The 25,438-nt window shown below is 56.5% G+C and carries 25 protein-coding genes, 1 pseudogene and 1 riboswitch; of the genes and pseudogenes, 15 read left to right on the forward strand and 11 right to left on the reverse strand.

Translation table 11 applies throughout. The features are described 5' to 3' along the window. Positions 1–1,509 (forward strand): acetolactate synthase AlsS (gene alsS, locus Q3981_RS07000; RefSeq protein ID WP_303124736.1); only part of this gene is annotated, 1,509 nt, incomplete at its 5' end. Between the two features lie 22 nt (positions 1,510–1,531). On the opposite strand, the gene Q3981_RS07005 is transcribed toward alsS, so the two are convergent. Both Q3981_RS07005 and Q3981_RS07010 read right to left on the reverse strand, forming a co-directional pair. After that, positions 1,532–1,888, reverse strand: coding sequence for a plasmid stabilization protein (locus Q3981_RS07005; RefSeq protein ID WP_303124738.1), 357 nt, complete (start codon positions 1,886–1,888; stop codon positions 1,532–1,534). 74 nt (positions 1,889–1,962) lie between these two features. Beyond that, entirely contained in the window at positions 1,963–2,859 is an 897-nt protein-coding gene (locus Q3981_RS07010) for an aldo/keto reductase (protein WP_303124740.1), read from the reverse strand. Here Q3981_RS07010 and Q3981_RS07015 point away from each other — a divergent pair. The 5 genes from Q3981_RS07015 to Q3981_RS07035 all read left to right on the forward strand — a co-directional run bounded on the left by Q3981_RS07015 (position 2,846) and on the right by Q3981_RS07035 (position 7,683). Further along, the gene (locus tag Q3981_RS07015; protein ID WP_303124742.1) at positions 2,846–3,139 is read left to right on the forward strand and encodes a hypothetical protein; all 294 of its coding nucleotides are present in this window, start codon (positions 2,846–2,848) and stop codon (positions 3,137–3,139) included. The two genes, Q3981_RS07010 and Q3981_RS07015, sit on opposite strands and share 14 nt — an antisense overlap. A gap of 144 nt (positions 3,140–3,283) precedes the next feature. Continuing rightward, complete coding sequence (locus tag Q3981_RS07020) at positions 3,284–3,976, forward strand: TetR/AcrR family transcriptional regulator (protein WP_303124748.1); 693 nt, start codon at positions 3,284–3,286, stop codon at positions 3,974–3,976. Positions 3,977–4,141: 165 nt separating this feature from the next. Beyond that, positions 4,142–4,999 (forward strand): aldo/keto reductase, encoded by an 858-nt coding sequence (locus tag Q3981_RS07025; protein ID WP_303124750.1) that lies wholly within the window; start codon positions 4,142–4,144, stop codon positions 4,997–4,999. Between the two features lie 188 nt (positions 5,000–5,187). Beyond that, positions 5,188–6,531, forward strand: a complete 1,344-nt coding sequence (gene gdhA, locus Q3981_RS07030) for an NADP-specific glutamate dehydrogenase (RefSeq protein ID WP_303124780.1) — start codon at positions 5,188–5,190, stop codon at positions 6,529–6,531. A gap of 111 nt (positions 6,532–6,642) precedes the next feature. After that, complete coding sequence (locus Q3981_RS07035; protein WP_303124751.1) at positions 6,643–7,683, forward strand: LLM class flavin-dependent oxidoreductase; 1,041 nt, start codon at positions 6,643–6,645, stop codon at positions 7,681–7,683. A 14-nt stretch (positions 7,684–7,697) separates the two neighbouring features. Here the strand turns inward: Q3981_RS07035 and Q3981_RS07040 are convergent, their stop codons facing one another. The 4 genes from Q3981_RS07040 to Q3981_RS07055 all read right to left on the reverse strand — a co-directional run bounded on the left by Q3981_RS07040 (position 7,698) and on the right by Q3981_RS07055 (position 12,363). After that, the gene (locus Q3981_RS07040; RefSeq protein WP_303124753.1) at positions 7,698–8,363 is read right to left on the reverse strand and encodes a YdhK family protein; all 666 of its coding nucleotides are present in this window, start codon (positions 8,361–8,363) and stop codon (positions 7,698–7,700) included. A gap of 270 nt (positions 8,364–8,633) precedes the next feature. Further along, positions 8,634–8,888, reverse strand: coding sequence for a hypothetical protein (locus Q3981_RS07045; protein WP_204088241.1), 255 nt, complete (start codon positions 8,886–8,888; stop codon positions 8,634–8,636). Between the two features lie 157 nt (positions 8,889–9,045). Next, the gene (locus Q3981_RS07050; RefSeq protein WP_303124755.1) at positions 9,046–10,812 is read right to left on the reverse strand and encodes a choline/carnitine O-acyltransferase; all 1,767 of its coding nucleotides are present in this window, start codon (positions 10,810–10,812) and stop codon (positions 9,046–9,048) included. 96 nt (positions 10,813–10,908) lie between these two features. After that, entirely contained in the window at positions 10,909–12,363 is a 1,455-nt protein-coding gene (locus tag Q3981_RS07055) for an MFS transporter (RefSeq protein WP_303124757.1), read from the reverse strand. 199 nt (positions 12,364–12,562) lie between these two features. On the opposite strand from Q3981_RS07055, the gene Q3981_RS07060 reads away from it, so the two are divergent. After that, entirely contained in the window at positions 12,563–13,390 is an 828-nt protein-coding gene (locus Q3981_RS07060) for a TetR/AcrR family transcriptional regulator (protein WP_303124759.1), read from the forward strand. A 33-nt stretch (positions 13,391–13,423) separates the two neighbouring features. Here the strand turns inward: Q3981_RS07060 and Q3981_RS07065 are convergent, their stop codons facing one another. Further along, positions 13,424–14,353 (reverse strand): patatin family protein, encoded by a 930-nt coding sequence (locus Q3981_RS07065; protein WP_303124761.1) that lies wholly within the window; start codon positions 14,351–14,353, stop codon positions 13,424–13,426. A 32-nt stretch (positions 14,354–14,385) separates the two neighbouring features. Next, a riboswitch (TPP riboswitch) is annotated at positions 14,386–14,558 on the forward strand. Here Q3981_RS07065 and Q3981_RS07070 point away from each other — a divergent pair. From Q3981_RS07070 to Q3981_RS07085, 4 genes are all read left to right on the forward strand, one after another. Continuing rightward, a complete protein-coding gene (locus Q3981_RS07070) occupies positions 14,550–15,164 on the forward strand; it encodes an ECF transporter S component (RefSeq protein WP_012731260.1) in 615 nt (204 codons plus the stop codon). It overlaps the preceding riboswitch by 9 nt. Beyond that, the gene (locus tag Q3981_RS07075) at positions 15,164–16,756 is read left to right on the forward strand and encodes an ABC transporter ATP-binding protein (RefSeq protein ID WP_303124764.1); all 1,593 of its coding nucleotides are present in this window, start codon (positions 15,164–15,166) and stop codon (positions 16,754–16,756) included. Before Q3981_RS07070 ends, Q3981_RS07075 begins: the two co-directional genes overlap by 1 nt. Then, the gene (locus Q3981_RS07080) at positions 16,753–17,520 is read left to right on the forward strand and encodes an energy-coupling factor transporter transmembrane protein EcfT (protein ID WP_303124766.1); all 768 of its coding nucleotides are present in this window, start codon (positions 16,753–16,755) and stop codon (positions 17,518–17,520) included. Before Q3981_RS07075 ends, Q3981_RS07080 begins: the two co-directional genes overlap by 4 nt. 91 nt (positions 17,521–17,611) lie before the next feature. Continuing rightward, on the forward strand, positions 17,612–18,268 hold the full coding sequence (locus Q3981_RS07085; protein ID WP_303124768.1) for a hypothetical protein: 657 nt from the start codon (positions 17,612–17,614) through the stop codon (positions 18,266–18,268). A 61-nt stretch (positions 18,269–18,329) separates the two neighbouring features. Here the strand turns inward: Q3981_RS07085 and Q3981_RS07090 are convergent, their stop codons facing one another. After that, positions 18,330–19,082, reverse strand: a complete 753-nt coding sequence (locus Q3981_RS07090; protein WP_303124770.1) for a DUF4232 domain-containing protein — start codon at positions 19,080–19,082, stop codon at positions 18,330–18,332. Between the two features lie 193 nt (positions 19,083–19,275). Between Q3981_RS07090 and Q3981_RS07095 the strand changes: the two genes are divergently transcribed. Next, complete coding sequence (locus Q3981_RS07095; protein ID WP_012731265.1) at positions 19,276–20,445, forward strand: acyl-CoA dehydrogenase; 1,170 nt, start codon at positions 19,276–19,278, stop codon at positions 20,443–20,445. 19 nt (positions 20,446–20,464) lie between these two features. After that, a complete protein-coding gene (locus Q3981_RS07100) occupies positions 20,465–20,752 on the forward strand; it encodes a hypothetical protein (RefSeq protein ID WP_303124773.1) in 288 nt (95 codons plus the stop codon). Positions 20,753–20,755: 3 nt separating this feature from the next. Here Q3981_RS07100 and Q3981_RS07105 read toward each other — a convergent pair whose 3' ends face one another. Continuing rightward, on the reverse strand, positions 20,756–21,070 hold the full coding sequence (locus Q3981_RS07105; protein ID WP_303124774.1) for a multidrug efflux SMR transporter: 315 nt from the start codon (positions 21,068–21,070) through the stop codon (positions 20,756–20,758). Positions 21,071–21,114: 44 nt separating this feature from the next. Here Q3981_RS07105 and Q3981_RS07110 point away from each other — a divergent pair, with 44 nt between their 5' ends. Continuing rightward, positions 21,115–22,905, forward strand: coding sequence for a formate--tetrahydrofolate ligase (locus Q3981_RS07110; protein ID WP_303124776.1), 1,791 nt, complete (start codon positions 21,115–21,117; stop codon positions 22,903–22,905). A gap of 71 nt (positions 22,906–22,976) precedes the next feature. Here Q3981_RS07110 and Q3981_RS07115 read toward each other — a convergent pair whose 3' ends face one another. Further along, positions 22,977–23,756, reverse strand: coding sequence for an HAD hydrolase-like protein (locus tag Q3981_RS07115; protein WP_303124778.1), 780 nt, complete (start codon positions 23,754–23,756; stop codon positions 22,977–22,979). 83 nt (positions 23,757–23,839) lie between these two features. Here Q3981_RS07115 and Q3981_RS07120 point away from each other — a divergent pair, with 83 nt between their 5' ends. After that, the gene (locus Q3981_RS07120) at positions 23,840–25,054 is read left to right on the forward strand and encodes a TIGR03364 family FAD-dependent oxidoreductase (protein WP_303124782.1); all 1,215 of its coding nucleotides are present in this window, start codon (positions 23,840–23,842) and stop codon (positions 25,052–25,054) included. Positions 25,055–25,147: 93 nt separating this feature from the next. On the opposite strand, the pseudogene Q3981_RS07125 reads toward Q3981_RS07120, so the two are convergent. Continuing rightward, a pseudogene (locus Q3981_RS07125) lies at positions 25,148–25,438 on the reverse strand (DUF402 domain-containing protein); the annotation flags it as partial.

Below are 25,438 nucleotides of genomic sequence, written 5' to 3' on the forward strand. Positions count from 1 at the left end.
ACGTTTATGGCCCAGGCTATCGGCCGATTAACCGGGAAACCGGGGGTTGTTTTGGTTACCTCGGGGCCGGGGACGACAAACCTGGCCACCGGGCTCGTTACCGCAAATACCGAGCAGGATCCCGTGGTCGCGATTGCGGGCACCGTGGGGTTGCCAGACAGGTTGAAGAGAACGCACCAGTCTCTCGATGCTGTGAACTTTTTAGCGCCGGTCACCAAATTCACTGCCGAATCGACGTGTGTCGATGACGTTTCGGAACTGATCACCAACGCATTCCGCGAGGCCCAGCAAGAGCCACGCGGTGCCGCCGCTGTCATGGTCCCAGCGGACGTCGCGGGATCTGAAACATCTGCACCTCTTCTTGAGTTCCCTGACCCGGCGCCTCTGGGGCCGGCATCGCTGGCGCTCGTCGATAAGGCTAAAGAACGTATTGAAAACGCTAAATTGCCGGTTTTGCTCGTTGGAATGCGAGGGGCAGGGGAGAGCGCGGTCCGCGAACTCCGCCAATTAGTGAAGACCACGAATCTTCCTGTTGTTGAAACCTTCCAAGGAGCGGGAGTTATTTCTCGTGAATTAGAGAATAACTTCCTGGGGCGTGTTGGTTTGTTTAAAAACCAGCCCGGTGATGTTCTGCTCAATAAGGCAGACTTAATTATTTCTGTCGGTTACGATTCGGTGGAATATGATCCGCGTGTGTGGAATTTCAATGGCCAGCACGACATTATCCACATCGATTCCATTCAGGCCGACATCGATACTCACTACCGTCCAACCTTAGAACTCGTCGGCGATATTTCGGGCACACTTCATGAGCTAAATAGTGTGATGGATCCGATTGACGTTGAAGAGACTGAGCGCTCATTTATTGATCGACGGCTTGAAGCCTTGGCTCGTACTCAGCGTCAGGGTGCGGAGCAGGCGACGAGTGATTCGGGTGTTAATCCTGCTCGGCTGGTGCTTACACTTCGGGAGCTTATTACCGACGACAAAACAACGGTGGCGGCGGATATCGGAACCCATTCCATTTATCTTGCGCGGTATTTCCGCACGTATGAGCCTCGGACGTTGCTGTTTTCTAATGGTCAGCAGACCCTCGGCGTTGCTTTGCCGTGGGCAATCGCAGCGGCATTAGTTAACCGCGATCACCCAGTTGTATCTGTGTCAGGTGATGGCGGTTTCCTTTATTCAGCGCAGGAATTGGAGACAGCGACACGTTTAGGACTTCACCTTGTCCACGTTATTATGCGAGACAATTCGTATGACATGGTGAAGTTCCAACAGGAGAATAAGTTCGGCCGCCCGTCAGCTGTTGAATTAGGCGACTATGACGCGGTGAAATACGCAGAAGCATTTGGGGCCAAAGGGTACCGCGTTCACACGTTGGAAGACTTTTCCACCGCGTTTGCCCAAGCAATGGAGGACGACGGGGTATCGATCGTCGATGTGTCCGTCGATTACACGGACAGCGTGTCGTTAGCTCAGCACTTAGATTTCTCCGTACTGAACTAACAATGGCTGTTTTCTTGGACGCTTAATCCTTCTTAGCGTCTTTCTGACGCTCTGCTTGCTTGACGGCGTGCTCGAGCTCGTCTTTATCCATGTCGGATCGGCCCTCGATATTCAGGCGCTTAGCGTCTTCATAGAGCTGAGCTTTCGTCCGTCCTTGTGGGCCCTGATGTGAGCGTTGTCCCCCTCGCTCAGAGGGAGACTTGTCATTGACAGACGTCGATGAAGCCTGTTCAGATTCACCCTGTTGCGCACGGGTTTTATTGACCGTGCGGGCTGCGATCTCTTCGGCAGTACTTTCCGAGCGACCCTTGTCCTTGAGTGAATCCTTAATGTGCTCGTATTGCCGTTCGCGTTTCTTATTCCATGCTTGTTGAGGCATAACAATCACCGTCCTTGCCCTACAACGATATGCTCGTCGATCGGGGTTCGGAGGCAATTGGGTGATATGAAACGCTATGCTTCGGGAATATCTGCGCCATATTCTTCGATCGTGATGTCAGTGGGTGCCGGGCCAGTACGGTGTCCAGTATCCAACGCATCGATGGTGGCCAGTTCATCCTTCGTTAACGAGAAATCGAATACGTCGAAATTCTCCTTGATACGAGACTCATGCACTGACTTTGGAATTGCAGAACGACCCTCATCAATATGCCACCGCAACATAATTTGTGCCGCAGTTTTGCCGTACTTCGCCCCAATTTCTTTGAGAGTGGGGTTATCAAGAGTACTAGTCCGATTTTCTCCCCATCCCGGGTAGAACGTAATTCCACCAATCGGTGACCATGCCTGTGACAGAACACCATGTTTGGCGTCCGCCTCGAGTGTTTCCGTGTTTCGGAAATAAGGATGAATTTCCACCTGGTTCACCGCGGGAACTACCTCTGTTTCTTCGATAAGTTTGTCGAGGTGCTCGGGCAGGAAATTGCTGACGCCGATGGCCCGCACACGTCCCTCTTTCAAGAGGGATTCCAATCCACGATATGCATCGAGCGTGCGGTCAAAGTGGGAAGGCAGTGATTGATGCAAAATCAACAGGTCAATAGTGTCAACACCCAATTTTCCAGCGGATTTATCGAAAGCGTGGCGGGTTTCGTCATAACCGAAGTCGTTAATCCACACCTTGGTTTCTAGGAAAACCTCGTCGCGGGGAACGCCGGAGTTCCGGAGGCCTTCACCAACTTCGCGTTCGTTGCCATAGATGGCCGCTGTGTCGATATGGCGATATCCGGTTCGTAACGCTGTTTCTACAGCTTGTGCGGTGTCTTCCGGGCTGGATTGGAAAACGCCGAAGCCCAGGGATGGGAGTTCAACACCATTGTTCAAAGTCAGGGTAGGGATGGAATTCGTCATTATTCTCCAATCAGATTTGATAGCTGTTCATCGTCGTATGCGTCGACAAGCACTCGTCGGAAATTTCCGACCAGAAATAGATGAAGTGTCGTTACACAATCGCGGCGACGATAAAAACGTTGTGGATCTTGGTGGAATTGTTGACAAAAAGTTGGGGTCTCGAGTTGCTTATCCGAGATGGCGTCATATGCCTTTGGCAATTGACGCTGTTGGTTTGCTGCTCGCTAATGTCACCTCCATGAAGTCATTGTCGGGTGTGAAGCTCGGCGCGGGGCCTTAAGTGGATATCAAGTATCCGCTACCAGGTAGCCTAGCAAAGATGTGGATATCGTGCATCCGCTTGTTATGGTTGCTGTGGAGAGAACGCGCGAATCGATATCTTCCTTAGCTCTTAATGGGAAAATAGTGGAGGAAACCTACCCTGATGGCTCAATCAAAATTGCGAAAAGATGCTGCTCACAATCGGGAATTGCTCCTCGAAGCGGGGCGAGACTTATTCGCTCAGCGGGGGTTGCGCGTCACTCTTAATGATGTTGCTCATCATGCCGGGGTAGGGGTGGGGACTGCTTATCGCCGTTTCCCAAATAAGGAAGCGCTGCTGGAGGCGATCGTCGAACGGCAAGTAGACGAATTGGAAGCGATTCTTCACGATGCTCTCGAGGAAGATGATCCATGGGCCGGCATAGTCATGTATTTAGAGAGGTCGTTGGTCCTCCAGACGCACGACCGCGCCATGGCGCAGTTGCTTTCTGGTCGCCATATGTCACCCGAGAGTTTCGACCGTGAGCGGGATCGGCTTGCTCCGCTGATTACTTCCCTTGCTGACCGTGCTCGTCGGGCAGGGGTGATTCGACGTGACATTGTCGGAACGGATCTTGTCATGATTCAGATAGCCGTTGTATCGGTGGCGTTGACCTGTGCAGATCGAGGAGGTGTGAGTAAACGTGATGATGTTGCAGAGGTGTATCGACGGTATCTGTGGATCATGCTTGACGGCCTCAAGCCTGCGCGTGATGGTGTTTCGCCCTTGCCCGTCGATCCTTTAACCACGGAGCAAGCCCACGCCCTCTTGGGCTCAAACGGTGTACCGTCGAAACTCGGGAAGGATTTTTCCTGACCGTGACGGAGATGAATCGCGGTTTAACTATCACTATATCGTCGGCCACTCTGGCATTTCGGTTATTTTAGTCAGTTCATACTTATTCGTTGTAGAAAACCATGCGGTTCGCGAAGTGGCCCCCAATTGTCGTAATAGTTTCATTTATTTGAGAAAGGTGACGACATGAGCGTCATAGAAGAGAAATATACGTTGTCCAATGGGGTTGAGATTCCGAAACTAGGACTTGGTACCTGGTTTATTGACGACGACAAAGCAGCGCAAGCTGTTCGCGACGCCGTGAAGATTGGTTACCGCAACATCGACACTGCTCAAGCGTATGGCAATGAGCGTGGCGTCGGTGAAGGAATACGGACGGCGGATATTCCGCGAGAAGACTTATTTGTCTCAACGAAGCTAGCTGCTGAAATTAAAAATTATGATGAAGCAGTGAAGGCGATCGATGGGTCCCTGGAGACCATGGGTTTGGATTATGTGGATCTGATGCTCATTCATTCTCCACAACCGTGGGATGATTTCCGTGGTGGCGACTACTCCGAGGGAAACCGCCAAGCATGGCGAGCTTTGGAGGAAGCGTATCAAGCGGGGAAAATTCGAGCCATCGGCGTTTCGAACTTCGTGGAGTCGGATCTCAATAACATCCTGGATTCTTGTTCGGTCAAGCCATTAGTTAATCAACTGCTTGTGCATGTGGGAAATACACCCCATGAACTGCTGTCTTTCTGCGCATCTAACGACATACTTGTTGAAGCCTATTCGCCAATTGCTCACGGCGAAATGCTGAAGAATAAAGACGTTGCCGAGATAGCGGAGAAATATGGCGTAAGTATTCCGCAACTGTGCATTCGTTACACCCTGCAATTGGGAACGGTGTCGCTGCCAAAGACCGCCAATCCAGATCATATGCAGAGCAATGCAGACGTCGACTTCGTCATTTCAGACGAGGATATGGATGCTCTGAAGAAATTAGATGCTCGGGATTATGGCGAGAGCAGCCAATTCCCCGTGTATTCCGGGAAGTAAAGCTCGCTGTTGGGTGCATAGTCCACTCGGTTGCGACTATTCGCACTTCATTCACACACCATTGGTTCGGCCAGACTCCACCAATGGTGTGGTCCGCCCTGAGGGATAAGTCACAACTCGATCGTCGCTAGAATTTCGTGCACTACACTGATCGACGCATGTTTGAAATCAACCCCGGAAGGGAGATCATGGACGTCGACAAAACAGTTGATGAGTATTACCAGCAGATTCTCAAGCGGAACCCGGGCGAGCCTGAATTTCATCAAGCCGCTCAGGAGATCCTCAGCAGTCTGAAGTACGTCCTCCGAAAAGACGATCACTACGCAGATGAAGGACTCATCCAACGTCTCGCTGAACCTGAACGTCAAATTATCTTCCGTGTTCCGTGGATTGATGACCAAGGGAATGTCCAGGTCAACCGCGGTTTCCGTGTTCAGTTTAATTCCGTCCTCGGGCCATATAAGGGCGGTCTCCGCTTCCACCCGTCTGTAAACCTGGGCATCATCAAGTTCCTTGGTTTTGAGCAGATCTTCAAAAATTCCTTGACCGGCCTTCCCATCGGTGGCGGTAAAGGTGGTTCTGACTTTGATCCGAAAGGTAAGTCCGAACACGAAGTAATGAGGTTTTGCCAGTCGTTCATGCTGGAGCTCCAACGCCATATCGGTGAGGATATCGACGTTCCTGCAGGTGACATCGGCGTCGGCGGACGTGAAATCGGCTACCTTTTCGGTCAGTATCGACGCATCACGGGCCGTCATGAGTCCGGAGTTCTCACTGGTAAAGGCCTGACCTGGGGCGGATCCCTTGTCCGCACGGAAGCCACAGGCTACGGCGTCGTCTACTTCATGCAGGAAATGATGGCGTCGAACAAAGAGCGGCTTCATGGCGCGAAGGTCATCGTCTCTGGCTCGGGGAACGTAGCTATTTACGCCATTGAAAAGGCACAAGAGCTTGGTGCCACGGTGGTCGCGTTTTCCGATTCGTCGGGGTATGTTTCTACCCCCGAAGGGGTGGACGTCGAGCTTCTCAAAGATGTCAAAGAAGTGCGTCGTGGCCGTGTGTCGGACTATGCCAACGAAACCGACAAGGCGACGTTCCACGAAAAGGGCAACATCTGGGAAGTGAAGGCCGACGTCGCGCTTCCGTGTGCCACGCAGAACGAGTTGGACGGAGAAGCTGCAAAGATGCTTGCGGACAATGGCTGCAAGTATGTGGCTGAAGGCGCGAATATGCCCTGCACGCCGGAAGCGATCGACGTCTTCAATACCCGCCACACACTTTTTGCGCCTGGCAAAGCGGCTAACGCCGGTGGTGTGGCGACCTCCGCGCTGGAAATGCAGCAGAACGCGTCGCGCGATTCATGGTCGTTCAACTACACCGATCAGCGTTTGCGTGACACCATGCATAACATCTTCAGGGCCTGCAACGATACCGCCAACGAGTATGAAGTCCCTGGTGACTACGTTGTCGGCGCGAATATCGCCGGTTTCAAGAAGGTTGCCGATGCCATGCTCGCGCAGGGCGTGATTTAGCAGCGAGTGATTGAGTAAGAAGCGGCTGAACCGTCGGCACGATGAGGCGATCATATATCCCCTCATTTCTTCATGAGGAATGTCTTACTAATCAACGGTGTTCCTATAAGCATGAAGAAATTTGGGTCTTTGAGTTTTGGCCATTATTCGGGACGTGCGACCGACGGCAATGGATACACGGCTCGCAATGCTTTGCAAGAAGCCGTCGAATTAGCGAAAGCCGCCGATGAGTTAGGCGTTAATGGTGCATATCTTCGTGTGCATCACTATCTTCCGCAGCACGCGAGCCCCATTCCGTTATTGTCTGCCATGGCAGCTGTAACGAAGGATCTCGAAGTGGGCACTGGCGTCATTGATATGCGCTACGAAAACCCGCTTTACCTGGCAGAAGAGGCCGCTGCCCTCGATTTACTCAGTAATGGCCGCGTTGCCCTCGGTGTGTCGCGGGGATCACCTGAAGCCGCCGACCGCGGTTGGGAGTCCTTTGGGTACACCGGCTCAACAGATCCTCGCGGCTCCGATATTGCTCACCAGCATTTCGATACGTTCCTCCGTGCAGTGCGCGGGGAACCCATGGCCACTGCTGCGGAGGATCAGTATCCGGCGATGTACCGGCCGGGCGCTGGTCTGCCGGTTATGCCTCAGTCGCCCGGTTTGGATCGCCGCATCTGGTGGGGTGCTGGCCGTCGTGAAACCGCAGAGTGGGCTGCTGAACAGGGCGTTAATCTGATGAGCTCCACGCTCCTTACTGAGGCCACCGGCGAAGCCTTCGCGGACCTCCAGGCGCAACAATTGCAGCACTATTACGAAGCGTGGAAACGGGCGGGCCATGATTGGACCCCGCGTGTGTCGGTAAGTAGGACTATTTTCCCGATTGTCGACGGCTACGACCGCAAACTCTACTTAGGGGGCCAATCCAAAGACGGTATTGGCGTTATCGACGGGGTGAATGCAACCTTTGGAAAGACCTACGCAGCCGAGCCAGACAAACTCGTCGAGCAATTGCGTAATGACGCAGCAGTGATGGATGCGGATACGCTCATGCTGACTATTCCGAGCCAGCTCGGCGTCGAAGCGAATAAGAAAATTCTTAAGTCCTTCGCTCTGTATGTCGCGCCTGAGCTCGGCTGGGAACCAGCTAATCAGGATTAATTAACTGATGGAGATTAGTTGTTAGCGGGCTTGATCTCGTCCTCGACGACCCACTTGTGGTTGGTGACTTTCATGCCATCGGCTTCATAATTCACCATGTACACAGTTTGGTCTGTAGAGGACACAATCTTTCCTTTGGCGCCCTTCATTCCTTTCATATGGTCTGCTTCGATAGTGACTTCGGTGCCATCAGGAATTCTTTCGGTGCCAGCATCTTTTATTTCTTGCTGAACAACCCACTTGTGGTTTTTCACCGGCTTGCCACCATCCGTGGGCGTGTAATCCACTTCATACGTGTAGGTGGAGAACGCCCCTGCGATCGTGGCCGTCGCGCCCTTCATCCCCTTCATATGGTCAGCGGTCAACGTGACTGTGCTGCCGACGGGGTAGGTCGGGTGAGCATCAACTGTGATGCCTTCCGGTGCAGCACCGCCGTCCATGGAGTGATCCATCCCTTGGTGAGCGTCATTGTCCTGAGAATCGCTCGGTGCGGACGACTCTGACGTGCTCGTTTCGGATAATGACGACTGCTGAGACGCAGTGGTGGTCGCTGACGTTGTGTCCTCGGATGACTGGTCAGAATCCTCATCGACCGTGCACCCGCTGAGAACGAGTGCACTGCTGACAGCGCCCACAGTGACTAGTGAGGCAATACGGCTTCGGCGGCGTAATGAACGCATGATCCCTCTTCTTTTATTTCTTATACTTCGCTGTTCTATACCACTAATACGCCCACTGTAATACGCCATTTTTCCCGAGGGTAGCGATTCACTTTTATTGCGTACCATTGTCGGCGCACACATGAGTGAGTGGTGAACGAGGGCTGGACCGCAGCGTCGAAAAGCGGACAGCGTCGGGATATGTTCAGCGCCGAAATGCAGCTAGCGCGACTCTATCGGATCCGAGCGGAGTGGTGCGCCATCGGATCCTGAAGGAAAGCTATGCCAATCTCACGCCATCGGGTTATAGAGTTTCGTATGAGTGACTAACACTTCGCGATCACCGGTGGGCTGTTGGAGTTCTTTATTCAGCTCCGCCATGACTGCTTCGCGTGCTCCGTCGTAGTCATCAAAAAAGCCGAGTACGTCACTATCTGATTTCTTTTCACCGTTATTCTTAACGACCACATAGGTGGCGGCGTCTGGCGCAGAAACCTGATGCTTAGTGTGGGTAAAAGGATCTCTATAGATGAATGACGTTGACACGAATAAGTCTCCTGAGTTCTAAGTCCAGATTGTTAGGGCAATCGCCGGAAGTAAGTTTAGTAGTTAGTTCACCAAAAGTGGGCGCGTATACCCCTCTATTTAGTGTTATGACCAATTATTGATACGGGACCGTTACAGTCCCGGTGTTCTAGCGCCCTTATTCATGGAGTGACGCGACAAAAGACCACAACAGATCCGATGCCTGCGGAAGCGCGCGAAGGAAATCATCAGGCTGATCGGCGCGTGAAGGATGCCATGTCATGCAGTACTCGAAGGAGTCTGGCTGGGGCGTGTAGCTAATCCCAAAACCCTCCGGCACACTAGGAACAAAGGCATAGCGGACGAAATAATCGGCCCCACCAATTGATGTCGTGGAGAGAAAATCGTACGTGGTTGCAGCAACACCCGGGTCGGTCAGGAACTCCGCCCCGGTGAGCTCTTTGCCCTCCGCTTCCATAGCGGCGGCCATAAACCGGAGACCCAAAAGATGGCGATCGACGCCGTCCCCACGCTTGCACGCCTTGACCCACGCTCGATGGGCGCCGAGGACATCGTCAAGATCCTGGCGCGTTGCGTTCCCACTAAGTAACAGTGACGCGAATTTCACGGCTTGCGGAGTGACCGCACGCAAACACTCCGTGCGCCCGGCGCGATATTCACGCATGTCAACGGCTTCGTACACTCCTCGCGCCCGGCCGTAGGTCAGGAGTTGCGTAATCGTCAAGATAAGCTGCTGCGCTGCGTCGGCACTAATTCGGAAGGGGAGCTGATCTGCCGGTGGGTGGGGGACCGTCACAATGCGTGTGGCGATATCGGCGAAATCCTGGGACACGTCACTGGCAGCTTCTTTGAGGATGGGCACGTCGTTATCTGGCCATTCCCAAGTCACTTCTTCCGGTGGAGGAGGCGTCTCAGAAGAAGTGGACGGCGGAATAGTGACATCGTGCATACGCCGTATCGCGGTGACCAGCGTCGCGCCGTCCACGGTGGAATGCTCCACGTTTAGGCTCAGCCAGGAGTCGGCCAGGCTTATCTCGTAGCTGATGGGTTTGTAGGCCCAACTGTGTCCCGGTTCGAATGCGGAGCGATGGAGGTGGTCGGCGTCGTCACGGACCTCGTCGGTGAGCGTGACGGTGAAGAGGAAGTTCGTCAGGCGTCGGTAGGTGTTTTGGTTGTGGGGCTGCTCGAGTGCTCGCTCCAGGATGGGGGCGAGAGCCTCGCTACCGACGGCCGACGGTATGGCAAAGTCGAGGTCAGCAGGGGTCTGCTCACGTGATCCAGGTTTGTCCCCACCGGGGTGAATAATTGCGTTGATCGACGCCGCGAGGAAATCGACATCGCGGAGTGAGCCGTCATGATCGGTCACGGGCACGGCGAAGAGGCGCCCCGACCAGAACACACCTATTTCTCGATCGCGGTCACCCAATTCGGCGCGATGGATGGTGTCGAGGCCGGGTTGTGGGTGGCGTATTCCGCCATCGAAACACTCCCATTGGTCCATCGTGGTGGGGTTTCCGCGAGCATCGGTTTCCTGAGGGGTGGTGCCTCGGGCTTGGTCGAGGTGAATGGTGGCGGCGCGGTAGATGAACTCGGCTGCCCGGCCAACTCCCGGGGTAGAGGGCAAGAATCCCGGGTTGATCTGAAACGACACATTCGTGCTGTGAAGCAATGAGGTGCGCGTCGAGAGGTAGCCGCGTAACCATTCCGCCGAAAACCAGCTTCGGCCCGTCTCCCGCTCTGTGGCCGCGAACTTTTCAAGCTCGGCCTGGATGTCCGGCCCCGAATGCTGCAAAAAAGCTGAACCCGCGGTGCGCGTGGTGTCCACGACGTCCGCGGGTGCGACTGCACGAGCAGCGGAAACGAGCGCTGCGACAGTCTGTTCAAGTGAAGGCAGGGGAAGGGTTTTCGGTTCCGGTGCGGTCATGTATTTATTCTGTCTACCCGGAGCGCCGACGAACAACCCCCGCCGGCTGTTTTCCACCCCCTTGCTGCACCCGATCGCCACTTTCCCTATAGCCGGCTACAGCCCTTCGGTGTCATGTGAATTACTGAGGGTCCGGAGCCCGATAGCTGCGGTAACCGTGAGCAATCCGGCAATAATCGTGAAGGCAATGCGCTGCGAGTGAACGAATGTGTCAACGACAGCGTCGCTCCACGCGCCATGCGGAAGGTCCACACCAACCACGATCGCCATGACAGTACCGATAACCGCAACACCGATCGAGTTACCGAGCTCCTGCGCAGTGTCGTTCAGAGCTGCGCCGATCGAGGTGTGCTCTTCCGGCAGCGAACCAATCAAACCCACAGCAGCCGTGGTCATCACGGTCCGCATACCGATAGTCATGAGCAGCATTCCGGTCGCGCACCAGGCATAGTTCGTGCCGACACCGACCCACCACACAACCAGGCTGACCAGGACGAATGCAGTACCAACGGCACAGGTGAAACGCTGTCCGTACTTTTCAACCATCTTATCGACGACGGGCCCAGCGGCCAGCATGCCAATGACGAAGGGCAGGTTTGCTACGCCCGCAACCCACGGCCGCCATCCCCACGCGTATTGGTACAGTTCGGCCGACGCGAACATGACTGCAGCCATGGCCAGCTGAGTTGCGACCTGCAGGATAGCCGAGCCGGTCAGGGTAGGGATCCGGAAGAATGACAGGTCCAGCATCGGGTCTTTAGCCGTGTGTTCCCGCCAGATAAACGCAACGAGCGCGAGAACGGATCCGCCAAGGGACATCAGGGTTCGCGGAGCACCCCACCCGAGTTCTGCACCGTTCGTCAACGCATAGAGCAACAGGCTGACGGCTAACCCGGAGAAGATGGCGCCAGCGAAATCGATCGGGCCACTCTTTTTCGCTTGTGTGTCGTCGTGAGCCAGTCCGAAGTAGACGCCTAACCAGGCGATTAACGCTGTCGGAGCATTAAGCATCAGCAGCCAATGCCAATCCCAGTTTTCGACGGCCAAACCTGACAGCACCGGCCCGATAGCGAAGCCCGCCATCGATACGGTGATGATCACGCCGATGGCTTTTCCGCGCAGGGCGTCGTCGTCAAACAATCTAAAAACCAGAGACATGGTCAGTGGCGCAATGCCGGCGGCGAAGGCGCCCGATAATGCGCGGATGGCGATGAGCTGCCCTGTGGTGTGGCAGAACATTACGCATAATCCCGCGAGACCGAAGAGGGCCAGGCCCCACAATAAAGTTCGACGACGGCCGAGTCTGTCTCCCAGGGTGCCGCCGACCATGAGAAACGCGCCGAAGGTGAGTGAATAGGCGCTGACGATCCACTGCAGACCGGTGGAGGTGGAGCCGAGGTCGCGGCCGATGACGGGGAGGGCGATGTTCAGGATTGAGTTGTCGAGCATTTCGACGAGCATCGTGAGGCAGAGGCCGAGGAGAGCCGGCCATGCTTCGAGTAGCGATTGAGCTTTTCTGTCCTCCTGTGGAGGAGCTGTGATGGTTGTCATGAGTGTCCTTTGTTCGTGGTTGTGAGTTCGTGTTCGTGGAACAGATTCGTGAAAAGACTGATCGAGTACCGCATTCGGAGGGGTGAACTCTATCGGTAGCGATCCTTATCGAATGACGTTCGGTTACTCGAATTGTGTTCGAATATAGAACGGCGTTCGTTTGGTGTCAAGGGGAGAGGCCGGCTGATACGATCGAGACATGCCCAGCAGCGAAAAGACAACCGATCGGAAGCCGTCACCAGGTAAAAAGCTGCCCCCCTCGGTGCAACGACCATCGGCACGCCGATCGGCTCGCCGCGCGGTGCTGTCAGAAGAATCCATTATTCGCGTGGCAATTGCGCTTCTGGACCGTGATGGCGCGGACAAACTGACCTTGCGCAAGATCGCATCTGAACTCGACGCCGGTGTTGCGAGTTTGTACTGGTACGCCAGCGGAAAAGATCAACTTCTCGCTATGGTGTCGGATGAACTCATCCGCAGGGCGATCGCAAAGAGTGAAGAACTTGAGCAGCACGGACTACTGGCGCCAGACGCTTTCTCCGAAGTGTCCTTTGCTGAACCTCATCCCTCGACGAGCGACGCAGCGGCCGAGGCCTTGGCTCAGATCCGACGCTTATTGTTGTGCCTCTTTGAACAAATGATTGAGCACCGTTGGCTAGCCCTTCAGCTAATGAATAATGGCCCCGACCAGTGGTATGCACTTCGGTTTTGGGAACTGATTGGCCGACAAATCCAACGGCTTGGATTACACAAACGCGAAGAATTATTCGCCACGAATGCCGTCGTCAATTATGCATCGGGAATTGGTGCGGAAGCATCGAGCCACACAGGGCATAAAAACTTAGACCCAGCTGAAGCTGAAGAGGACATGCATGCGCAAATTAACGAATGGGAACAATTAGACCCAGTGGAATTTCCGTTCGTTCACGATATTGTGGAGGAATTTACCGAGCATGATGATATTGCCGAATACTCCTACGGCTTAGAGTTACTCCTCGGCGGGCTGGAAAGGCAAACCTGGAAATAAGCCTGGGCCCGTGGGAGTGAACTGGTTCGCGGCCTACCCGCGTAAAAACTCCTCCCACCGTGGCCATTCGCGTGCCACCTGGTCAACGCCCATCTCATAGGACTTCTGCAATTTCTCCACGTTCCGCTCTTTGTTGTGGACAGGCATCTGGTCGGGATAGAACACCATTGCCCGTCCTTCTTTTTCCCATTGCGCGATTTTTTCTTTCGAATGGTTGTAATGTTCTGCGCGCTGAAGAATAGCTTCTGCAACAGCAGGTTGTTTGCGGAAATAACTCCGAATCAGACGGGCCTGTGACATGGGTTCCCGTCGAAAAGATTTCGGCCGAGTAAGAATGAAGAGGAATTTGGAATAACCGTCCTCGATGGCAGCATCATAGGCAAATCCGCCCGTTGGTCCCATTGCGCCGTCGTAATAGTCATGGCCGTCAACATGGGCCACCGGCATAAAGAACGGAATTGTTGAGGACGCGCGGGTATACGCAGATAACTGTTCCAGCGTCTGAACGTCGTCGCGTCGCCACCATGTCATATCCCCGGTATCGGCACGTAGAGCGCCGATAGCGAATTCGGGAGAACTTTTCATAAAGGCGTCGAAATCCATCTCCGCTATTTCGCCAGGCATAACGGATTCCGTGTAGATAAATTCAGTATTGAAATACCCTTTACCTTTAGCGAAAGTTTTCCATCCACCGAATCGTGGGTCCTCAACAAAATCCACAAAAGATGCTTTAGCTCTCGTCCGATTCTTAATGAGGAAATTGACAACATGCGTTGTTCCCGCTGATATTCCGCCGACCCATCCCGGATTAACCTTGTGGTCAATGAGCGCCTGAACTGCACCAACGGTGTAACTATTCCGCATTCCGCCACCTTCGAAAACAATGGCAACATCTGGGCAGTCCAGGGGAGAATCGGACGTTCCCCACGGGGCGGTCGAGGGATCTTCAGCAGATGACGTCATAAACTCAGCATAACCTGAGTGTTATCCTCAGATCAGTACTTCGCGGGAGCCCACCATAGAGGGCTGAGAAAACACTGTTCCTTCACCGCGCGGATATCGTCGTCGTGCCGATATCGCGAACGGATATCACGTGCCGGGGAAGAATGTTGACCGTATGAACCTGATCCGGGTTATACCGGCGATAGGGAGTAAAGCTGTGAGGAAAGATAAAAATACCGGTAACGCGCGTCCCGCCCGACGGTGGCGGGTCGTCGACATCATTACGGCCGCCGTGTTGGGCGTGGCGACGGGCTTAATTTTCTGGGTCTGGAACGGCCTGGGCGGCGCATGGTACAGCGCTATCGAGTCCCTACTGCCCGGTTTTGGTGGCCTCGTGACCGGGGTTTGGCTGCTCGGCGGCGTGTTAGGTGGCCTGATCATTCGCAAACCGGGTGCCGCGATCATGGTGGAAGTCATCGCCGCCATCATCTCTGCGGTACTGGGTAACCAGTGGGGAATCACCACGGTCTACTCCGGTTTGGCTCAGGGGATCGGCGCCGAGCTCGTCTTCATGGCGTTCATGTACGCCCGCTACACCTTGACCGTCGCCATGCTCTCCGGGGTAGGCGCGTCGGTCATCGAGTGGTGCTACGAATGGGCGTCGGGAAACTATGCCCGGTCAGTCCAATACAACCTGATCTACCTTGTCTCCCTGTCCGTGTCGGGGGCCATTCTCGCCGGCGCTCTGGGCTTCTTCCTGGTCCGGGCACTAGCGCGTGCAGGTGCGTTGGATCGCTTCGCTGCCGGGCGGGAAAGCACTGAGCTGGTCTAGTGGCGCACGTACACGACGACGTTCGGACGCCCGCGCGGGTGGTGGCCGAGGGCTTCGGTTGGCGGCACGCGGGGCGTCGGCAACCGGCGCTGGCCGATGTGAATTTTCGCATTGAACCAGGCGAGAAAGTCCTACTCCTCGGCACATCAGGCTCGGGGAAGTCGACGCTGATGGCCGGGATGGCCGGGGTCCTCGGCGACTCGGATGACGGCGATTATGCCGGCCGATTGCTCATTAATGGGGTGGATGCTCGCAGTGTCCGCGGGCAGGTCGGTTTGGTGCTGCAGGACCCCGATTCGCAGGTCATTTCCTCGCGGGTCGGCGACGACATTGCCTTCGGTTGCGAGAATTTGGGTTTCCCGCGTGCCGAAATCTGGGAGCGTGTCCGGTGGGCCCGTGACCTCGTCGGGCTCACTGTTCCCCTTGACCACCCCACTGAGCAGCTTTCCGGCGGGCAGAAGCAGCGCTTGGCCCTCGCTGGTGTCCTGGCCATGGGTGCCGGCTTGATCCTCTTGGATGAGCCCACCGCGAATATCGACCCCGAGGGTGTGGCCGATGTCCGCAAAGCTGTGATCGCTGCCGCCGAGAGCACCGGCGCAACAGTCGTCATCGTGGAGCACCGCGTCGACGTCTGGCGTGATGTTGTTGACCGCATCATGGTGGTGGGCGATTCCACGATTCGTGCCGACGGCCCCACCGACGAGGTTATTCGCACGATGGGGGAACAGCTCGCCCATGATGGAGTATGGATTCCCGACGTTCCTCTGCCGCTTGATAATTCGTGGCGACGGGAGCGTCAGGGCCGCGCTGTGTCTGACCAGCAGCGCGCTGTGTCGGGTGGAGCAGGCGAGGGTCGTGGGGCATCACCGACGAACACGCTGCTCCGGACGCATGACCTGGCCGTCGGGTGGGATGGCCGCGCGGTCAACACGGGAATTTCGCTGGACGTGACTTCCGAGCCGACGGTCATCACCGGGCCCAACGGTGCCGGTAAATCAACTGTTGCCTTGACGCTCGCGGGGCTGTTGGCGCCGGTGGAGGGGGACATCGATGCATCAGCACTCATCGCCAGGGAAAGGTCGGGCAAGGCAACGTCGGTAGCAATCCATAGAAAGCGTGACGCCAGTAGTAACCCGATGGAGTGGTCGTCGAGGGCCTTAGCTCAGCGCATCGGGACCGTGTTCCAAGACCCCGAGCATCAATTTGTGGCCCGAACTGTCCGCGACGAATTGCTCGTCGGCCCCCGGGTGTGCGGGATTGACCCAGATGTTGGTGAACGCCGTGCCGATGAACTGCTCCGACGCCTGCACCTAGAGAACCTCGCCAAGGCGAATCCGTTTACCTTGTCGGGTGGCCAGAAACGTCGGCTCTCTGTGGCGACGGTGCTGTCCACTCGCCCCGACGTGGTGATTTCGGATGAACCGACGTTTGGCCAGGATAGGACCACGTTTATCCAGCTTATCGAGCTGTTGCGCGAGATGAGTGACGACGGTGTGGGGGTGCTCGCTATCACGCATGATCCTTTGGTAGTGGACCTGCTGGGTGTGCGCCACGTCCGGTTGGCCTCGGGAGGAATGGAGGTTCAGCGATGACCCGTGCGACGCCTCGAAGCGTGAACTTCAACCCGACGGCTCGCATTGCCGCGATGGCTCTTATTGCAACGCCACTTCTCATTTCGGTCGATATCGTGTCAGCCGGTGTGGCGCTGATCTGCGAATTGCTGGTCGCGCCGTTCCTGGGGATGGGGTGGGGCCGGATTATCCGTCGCGGATGGCCGGTTTTTATGCTCGCGCCGCTCACGGGTGTGTCGATGCTGCTCTATGGCCGGCCTGAGGGCAAAGAATATCTATCCTTCGCATTTGCCCACATCACGGACAATTCGGTGTCCCTGGCCCTAGCGATCATGGTGAGGGTTTTGGCCATCGCCCTGCCCGCAGTCATCTTGTCCGCGGATACCGACCCCACCGACCTTGGCGACGGCCTAGCGCAAATCTGGCATTTGCCGGAGCGATTCGTCATCGGTTCTGCGGCTGGTGTCCGCTTGGTGAGTTTGTTCGAGCGCGATTATTCGGCGATGCACCGTGCTCGTCGTACCCGTGGCCTGGCGGATTCCGGCCGGATCCGTCGAACGCTCACTATTTTCTTCGCCCTGTTAGTGCTCGCGCTTCGTCGCGGCGGAAAACTGGCGACGGCCATGGAAGCCCGTGGGTTCGGCTCGGATCGGCCCCGGACCTGGGCTCGAGAATCGCGCCTGCGGTGGCCGGACTGGGTATTGATGGTCGGTGCGCTCCTCGTTGCGCTGATGGCCCTGGTGACGGCATGGATGACCGGCTATTTGCGCTTCTTGGGGACATGATGCGGAGGCGGCGATGACAAGCGACATCACCACGTTGTTTCGTGAATCGGGAGCAACACCTTCCCGGTTAGCCTCCGCTATAGGAATCAGAGTGGCCAGTACCGACGAGGGCCCCACTGATCTGCGTCGGTTAGTTGATGAAGGATCCATACCCGATTGTTTTTCGACGGAGCCGGGGAGCACAGTGCTCATCGACGGATTGTCTGGCTCGGGTAAAACAACGCTCGCGAAATACCTGGCGGAGGCGACCGGGGCCCGAGTGATCCATTGTGACGAGTTTTATCCCGGATGGTCTGGGCTGATGGAGGCCTCCAGAATCGTGGCGGATTGTGTTTTGGCACTTGCCGACGCTGGCTACCGGCGCTGGGATTGGACTGTCGACGGGCCGGGGGAGTGGGTAGCCGTGGATCCGGGCGAACCGCTCATCGTCGAGGGCGTCGGTGCGGTAACGACTGCTTCGCTGGAGGCTGCTCGTCGGCGACTGCTAGACCAGCGACGGTTGCGTTATCAGCTGCAATTGCGTTATCAGTGTCCGCGTCGAAGTGGTCAAACGCCGAAATCCCAGGAAGATGCGGACATCGTGGCTATTGAGGTGCGTGCTGATGCACACCGTCGACAGCAGCGGGCACTACACCGCGACCCAGGATTTAAAGAGTTTTGGGCTATGTGGGCTGAGCAGGAAGCCGACTATGAAGCCTCGCGCGGGAAGCCAACCGTCGCTATGTGGAACGACCTCGCAGCCGGATAAGACTTCACCGTTCACATTGGCCGGGTTTACTGGCCTGCTCCCCGGCAGCTCCGGCAAATTCCTATTTCTTAGTGATCGGCCCAACATGCATGTCAACGGTATCGCCAGAACATGCGTCGGTGGGGTAATCAACAAAGAGTGCGGCCTTCTCGTCAGGCGGATATATCCGCAGGCCACGAGCCTGCTGGGGCTTACATGACTGCGGCGAATAATTCCCCGCCTGCGCCTTCTTAACCGTCACAGTGGCAGCCTCCCCAGGGGCAACGGTGACCAGAGACGCCGTGGCATTGCGGTCCTTATCAGCCGGCTTACCAACCTGATGCCCATCATTCCCACCGACGGCACTGACACCGGGATATCCATAAAACGTGCAGGGATGATCGGACTGGTTAGTTAGCGTGATCGTGAGATAGCTGGACCCGGCTGCTCCGCTCTCAGTCTTCAGGGACGCTGCGATATCCGCGGTGTGGCACCGATCGCCACGTCCTGTAGATGCAGCACCTGCCGCTTGATGTGCTGCAGCGTCGTTAGATTCTGAACCGTTCGTCGTCGACGGCTCTACTGTCGACGAACCAGACAGCGACGGCGACGGTGCAGCGGACGACTCTGACGGGGTGCGCTGTGCCTGTGAACTCGCGGAAGGAACCGTCGACTCTGATCCCGTGTTCGTGGAGGACGTACCGCTCCCACATGCTGCGAGGATGCACGTGCTCACCGTGAGTGCAGCGAAGACGGCGCCGCGCTGGGCTGCTGCGCCGCGCCGGGCCGATCCATGAGAGCGTGCGTGTCGCTGTGGCTTCGGTGAGTGGTTCATATGTCCGAGTGTAGCCGTCGGCAGTGGTGGGGCTGGGTGAAGAAAACCGAATTAGCGTCGAATTACGTGAACTATGTCTCATAGATTGTCGGAAGCCTTTAAAATCACAGTCATTCGTTGTTAAAAAAGTGGCGTATTGATGTCTGATCGCGGGCGTGCGTCTTACCGATTTCTATGTGTGAGAGGAACCGTCATGGCTCTGAACTCTGATTTTGATCTTTACCAGCTGCCGGAGGATTACCAAGGGGTGCGTGAAGCCATCCGGGAGATCGCGGAGAAAAGCATCGCCCCGCACGCCGCTGATGTCGACGAGAATGAGCGTTTTCCGCAGGAAGCCCTGGACGCGCTGGTAGAGACGGGTTTCAACGCTGTGCACATTCCAGAGGAGTACGGCGGAGCCGGCGGGGATTCGGTCATGGCGTGCATCGTCATTGAGGAAGTCGCGCGCGTGTGTGGTTCGTCCTCGTTGATCCCGGCGGTGAACAAGTTAGGGACGATGGGCCTCATTTTGAAGGGGTCAGAGGAGCTAAAACAGCAGGTCCTCCCGGATATCGCCGGTGGGAAAATGGCTTCCTACGCGTTGTCGGAACGAGGAGCAGGCTCCGATGCGGGATCGATGAAGACGCGTGCCCGCAAAGATGGCGACTCGTGGGTGCTCAATGGATCGAAATGTTGGATCACTAACGGCGGCAAGTCCACCTGGTACACCGTGATGGCGGTCACCGACCCGGACAAAGGAGCTAACGGCATTTCCGCATTCATGGTCCACGCCGATGATGAAGGTTTCGTCGTCGGCCCCAAAGAGAAGAAGCTGGGGATCAAGGGGTCTCCGACGGCCGAGCTGTACTTCGAGGATTGCCGCATTCCCGCTGACCGCATCATTGGCGACGAGGGGACCGGCTTTAAGACCGCCCTGGAAACCCTGGATCACACGCGCCCGACAATTGGTGCGCAGGCTCTCGGCATCGCGCAGGGGGCGTTTGATCAAACTGTGAAGTACGTGAAAGAGCGTGAGCAGTTCGGCCGCCGGATTGCCGATTTCCAGAACACGCAATTCATGCTTGCCGACATGAAAATGAAGATCGACGCTGCCCGCCTCATGGTGTACACGGCAGCATCGAATGCCGAGCGTGGCCACGCCGAGGGTGGGGAGCGCTTAGGTATGCTCGCCGCGGGCTCGAAAGCCTTCGCGTCAGACGTCGCTATGCAGGTGACGACGGACGCTGTGCAGTTGTTCGGTGGTTACGGATACACCCGCGATTTCCCGGTTGAACGCATGATGCGCGATGCCAAAATCACGCAGATCTACGAGGGAACGAACCAGATCTGCCGCATGGTGATGGGCCGACAGATACTGAAGTAGGCGCCTAAGGTGGCGAACTATGAAGCAAATCCAATCTGTTCTTCGCAAGATAAGACCATTCTTATGGTTCGTCGGCGCAGTATGTGTTGTAGGAGCGATCTGGTTTGCATTGAAGGGTAACTATGCCATGGCTACCAACCTTGGGCTGGTGGCTGGGCTCGTTGTCGCGGTTCCGGAACTGCTCAGTCAAAATGTAAAAAAGAGCGACAAGCCCATGCCGACTAGTGACGAGATTGCCCAACACCAAAAGCGCCATCCTACCGCGACACTCGCCGAATCTATCAACGATCTGCGTGGAGAGAAATAGCAGCTAACTCGTCGCTTTAAGTCCTGCGACACCACCGATGATCATGCACAGGAACATGATCTTGAGCAGGGAGACCGTCTCTTGCCCCGTCGCCATTCCCCATACGACGGTGCCGACGGCCCCAATGGATACCCACACGGCATAGGCCGTGCCGACGGGCACATCGCGCATCGCCAGCGATAGACCCACCATGCTTAGCGCGGCGGCGATGACGAAAATGATGGCGGGCACGAGCCGGGAGAAGCCCTGTGACTCGTGTAGCGCTACGGCCCAGGTGGTCTCGAATAGGCCAGAGACAATCAGGATGATCCACGACATGGTGTCCGTTACCTCTCTTTTTCTTCATCTGCACTCGGGTAGGCATGGCCCTAGGTATCCTGGGAACCGTGTCTGCACCTGAACAAAAACCCTCGAATCCGTCCTCATTTGGTCGCACAGAAGCGTCTGCTCACACCAGCAGCCAGCCTTCCGACGTTTCCATCGCTCAAGCTCACCAATTAGAACCTATTGCCGACGTCGCTCGGCGTGCCGGCATCCCCGACGAAGCTACGGTGCCTTATGGAACGACGAAGGCCAAGGTGACCGTCGGAAAGTTAGCACAGAGTGCAACGAAGGGAAAGGTTGTCCTGGTGACGGGCATGTCTCCGACGCCGGCGGGGGAGGGGAAATCAACTGTCCTCATTGGTCTGGTCGACGGGTTGGCATCGGCTGGCGTGAAAGCGATGGCGGCGCTGCGGGAGCCGTCGTTGGGGCCAGTGTTGGGGATGAAAGGTGGCGCTGCGGGTGGGGGATACTCGCAGGTCGTCCCCATGGAGGACATTAATCTGCACTTCACGGGGGATCTCCATGCGATCACGTCGGCGAATAATGCGCTGGCCGCGCTGATCGATAATCACGTTCAGCAGGGGAACTCCCTGAATCTTGACCCGCGAAAGATTGTGTGGCGACGGTGCCTGGACGTGAACGACCGTGTCCTGCGGAACATCATCACTGGTTTGGGCGGCAAAGGCGGCGGCGTGCCGCGCGAAGCCGGGTTTGATATCACCGCGGCCAGTGAAGTGATGGCGGTTCTGTGCTTAGCGCGGGATCTCGCCGATTTGAGGGAGCGGCTTGGCCGTATGCTCATCGGCTACACGCGGGATAACGATCCGGTCTTCGTGCATGACTTGGGTGTGGAGGGGTCCCTTGTTGCGTTGTTGCGTGATGCGATGTCGCCGAACCTTGTTCAAACGCTAGGTGGGGCACCGGCGCTGATCCATGGGGGGCCGTTCGCGAATATTGCGCATGGGTGCAACAGTGTTATCGCGACTAATGCAGCACGTGAATTGGCTGATGTTGTGGTGACGGAGGCCGGTTTCGGCGCGGATTTGGGTGCCGAAAAATTCACGGATATTGCCTCGGTGGCCGGCGATTTCGCCGCAGACGTGGCCGTCATTGTGGTGACTGCCCGGTCGCTGAAATATAACGGCGGTGTGGCGCGCGGTGGCCTCAATGACGAGAACGTGGAGGCCGTGCGGTCCGGCTTGGCCAACGTGGAACGCCATTGTGCATCGTTGCGGCGGCTGGGAATGCAGCCCATCGTGGCCGTCAATAAGTTCGTGACTGATACCGACGCGGAACTCGCGGCTATCAAGGAGTGGGCGGACGACCACGGACTTCGTGCAGCCGTAGCGAATGTGTGGGGCGAAGGCGGTGCAGGAGCAGCTGACTTGGTGGCCGAGGTTCGTGAAGCGTTAGCGGACGAGCCGGTGCGGACCGCCACGGGCCAATCGGGTACAGCGCGGACGCGTATTTATGACCCGCAGGACGGTGTTGAGGCAAGCATCGCAACCATTGCGCACGACATTTATGGCGCTGAGCAGGTGGAATACTCCCAGCAAGCAGGTAAAGACCTGGCTCAGCTGAAGCGCCACGGGTGGGATACCTTGCCGGTGTGTATTTCTAAGACCCCGTATTCGTTTTCTGACGATCCGTCAGCGGTCGGAGCGCCGAAGAATCACACGCTGCATGTTCAACGGCTGATCCCCAAGCTCGGACCTGGATTCGTCGTGGCCCTCACCGGAACAGTTTTCACGATGCCGGGGCTGCCGAAACACCCGGCTGCCATGGAGATCGATGTCACCGACGACGGAACCATCACCGGGCTGTTTTAGAAACGTTTGGGCTGTTTGGGGGCGGGCTGTGCGGCGGAGTGAAGCGAGATTTTCGCGTTTAGCCGTTCGGTTTAGCCATTGAGTTCGGTAACAGCGTCGCCTGCAGCATTGAGAGCCGACAGCGATTCCGATGAGCCCAGGTCAGCCAGGGAGTCCAGCACGATCGTGTGCGGCCGGGCCTCCAAAACATCACGTGATAATGACCCGGTGAGAACGCCGACTCCGCGCACCCCTGCATTCGTGGCGGCATCCAGGTCGGCGGTGGTATCGCCCGCAGAAATCACCTCAGCGACGTTCGTCACGCCGGTGAGTTCCATGGCGTGATGAATGAGGTACGGCGCGGGGCGTCCCGCCCGTACGGTGTCGCTGGTTACCAGTGCGTCGACGGAAAAAGGGGCGTTGTTCGCGTCGTCGATAAGTCGGGACGAAACGGTCGTTTCATCCGGAGCCATAGACAGAGCACGAGCGCCCCACCCAGCTGCAGAGAGGACGATCTCGGCAATCGACCGCTGAAAGCCGGTGGTCAGCGCAACTTTTCCGCCCTTACGCTGGAACTCTCGTAACGGCTTTTCAACCCCGGGGATAGGCGTTGGAGGATTGTTGGTGTATTCGGTCTGCAGCCCTTCGAGGAAATCGTTGTATGCAGTGTTGATGGTCTCTTCCGACGGGGTAAAACCGCCAGAGCTCAGCAGCGCGATAATCGCGCTGCGCTTCTCAGTGCCCTTGACCTGGTTAACTTGATCAGGCGTGACAGTGATGCCCTGTTTCTCCACGCTTTCGCGCAATTGGCGGTACACGACTCCGCCTTCGTCGATGGTGGTGCCAGCAATATCGCATACAAGGAGGGTCATGCCTGAACCCTAACAGTTTTCGTGTTGTGGTTAAGAAAACTCGACAGATCTCAGTAATAGCGACCACCATAGAGACCATGGATATGTTTAGGTCAGCCGAGGAAACACAGTCTCACGAGAACGGAGTGGGGAATAAAACCGATCTTATTATCGTGGGCGGAGGCATCGTAGGCCTAGCTACTGCGTGGCGCGCTCACCACCAGGGCCGACGAGTTCACGTTATTGATCGCGCTAGTCGCCCGGTTGGCGCATCTATCCAAAACTTCGGCCACGCGTGCTTTACTGCTCAAGCCGACGCTATTCAGGATGTCGCGGCAGACTCCCGTAATGGATGGAAAGCAGCCGCCGCTGAAACTGGTTTGTGGGCGGCGCAACCAGGCACAGTCGTACCCGCTGTGAGCGAGACCGAGATGACCGTGCTCCGCCAGTTCCACGACCACCGCGGTTCTGAGCAGGTCACGCTCTTGAGCGCGGAGGACACACGTGAACGGCTGGGCCTCACGGGCTCCGAAAACAGCGGCACTGGTGACATCATTGGTGGGGCACATTTGCCACTCGACATGAGGATCAACCCGCGGGAAGCTGCGCCGCGCCTGGCAGAATGGTTAGCCGCGAATGGCGTCGAATTTAGCTGGAACACGGCCGTTCACCATGTGGGGGACGGCCAGGTTGATACCTCCCGTGGAACCTTGTCCGCTAACGAAGTCGTCGTCTGCCCTGGACATCACGTCGGAGAAATATTCCCCGATATTGCGGAACGTAACGGGCTGAGAACCTGCATCCTGGCCATGGCTTTGATTGATCGTCCCGACCATATTCCCGCAGACCTCGCGATGCTGACGGGGACGTCGCTCGCCCGCTATGACGGTGTGGCTGCCATGCCCGGTGTGCCAGATCTGCGTGAAGAATTATTAGACACTAAGCCAGAATTAGTGGGATGTATTGCCAACCTTATGGCTACTGCTTTGCCGGACGGCGCAATTCCTGGTCTCAACTCCAGTGGTAGCGGAATATTTATCGGCGATTCCCACGATTACGCGCAATCACCAGAACCATTTATTCAGCAGAGCATTGCAGATCTGCTTATGGACAATGCGTCTGCATATCTCGGCATCGAGCAGCCGGTGGTGCGTCAGCGCTGGCAGGGTCGATACGCGGACAGTCCGGACACCAACCTTGTTCTCGAGCGGCCCGATGACCGCACTACGGTGGCTGTCGTCGCTTCTGGAATTGGGATGACGCTATCGTTCGGGATCGCAACCCTGATTACTGAACACCGCGATGCACCTGACTTCTAGCCGTTTTTAACCGTCAGTCTTAGTACAACGAGCCAGACAGTGGCTGCCGTTTGTTGAGGATAATTGCCCAAGCAATGTGTCCATTAGCGGCGATTAAGGCGCAGGTGTCAATGAGATATCGTCGGGGTTTTCCCACGTCAAGGCGATATTGAACTGCTCTAACCAGGAGTCAATATCCCCGTAGGTTGTCAGCCCGTCGACGACGGTGGCTGTCACGGATAGAGCGTGCGCCAATTCGGCGGCAGTGATAAAGCCCTGTGTGTAGGCGTCCTCGAGCTCGTCTAGATCGAGGACTTCCATGGAATAGCGGCCGTCCGCGCCGGGGTCGCGGTTGTAGAGAACGATGTCCGCGTAGTAGTCGGTGGTCGTCCAGATCGGGCGCTC

The organism is Corynebacterium sp. (assembly GCF_030530965.1).
Taxonomy (GTDB): domain Bacteria; phylum Actinomycetota; class Actinomycetes; order Mycobacteriales; family Mycobacteriaceae; genus Corynebacterium.